The sequence below is a fragment of the Oleiphilus sp. HI0067 genome (assembly GCF_001635735.1).
The window spans coordinates 1-670 of sequence record NZ_LWFI01000571.1; the positions used below are offsets into that span (position 1 = coordinate 1).

1 protein-coding gene is annotated in these 670 nt (G+C 38.8%); it reads right to left on the bottom strand.

Annotation, left to right across the window (positions count from 1 at the left end):
- On the bottom strand, positions 1 to 670 hold a 670-nt coding region (locus A3739_RS29535), incomplete at both ends, for a type IIL restriction-modification enzyme MmeI (RefSeq protein ID WP_369821090.1).

Sequence of the window (670 nt, forward strand, 5' to 3'; positions counted from 1 at the left end):
CGAGTTTATTTTTGTTTCCTTTTATCCTAAGAAATTCATCGCGTAATTCATCTAGAAAAAGTGGATTAATGGCTTTTAGAATGTTTTCTTCACTGGTGTAATGCGCCCCAAGATTTCTTCGAGCATGTTTATCCATTATTGACTGGAATAACGAGCCAAATATGGCTGGTGAAATACGACTCCAGTCTAGTGAGCAGCAGTCAAGAAGTGCCTGTCTCATCTTAGAGTCAAAACCTGCGGGAGGAAGTATTTCTTCAAAAAGCTTTCCGTTTATATATGGAAAAGCGGCTAATTGTTCATCTCTATTTTTTAATCTTTTTGATTCTGGTGTGTTTAATACATGGAATAGAGTGGCAAGGTGGCCTGCCAAGTCTGAACCATCATTGCATGTCCTTTGCGTGATATAGTTTTTAAATTCTTGTCTATCAAATATCCCAGTATCTTCAGCAAATACACAGAATAGTAATCTGACTAAATATACTTCCAGTTCGTGACCGTCATAGCCTACGGCTTTCATTTGGTCATGTAACTCGCCCATCAGCTCAGCTGCTTTAATGTTTACAGGGTCTTGGTTTTGTATGACTCCCGTTTCATAGCCGGCAATAAAGCCAAATAGGTTAATATTTTGATGTAGCTCACTGAGATTGAATTCGAACTGGGAGCCGTTATC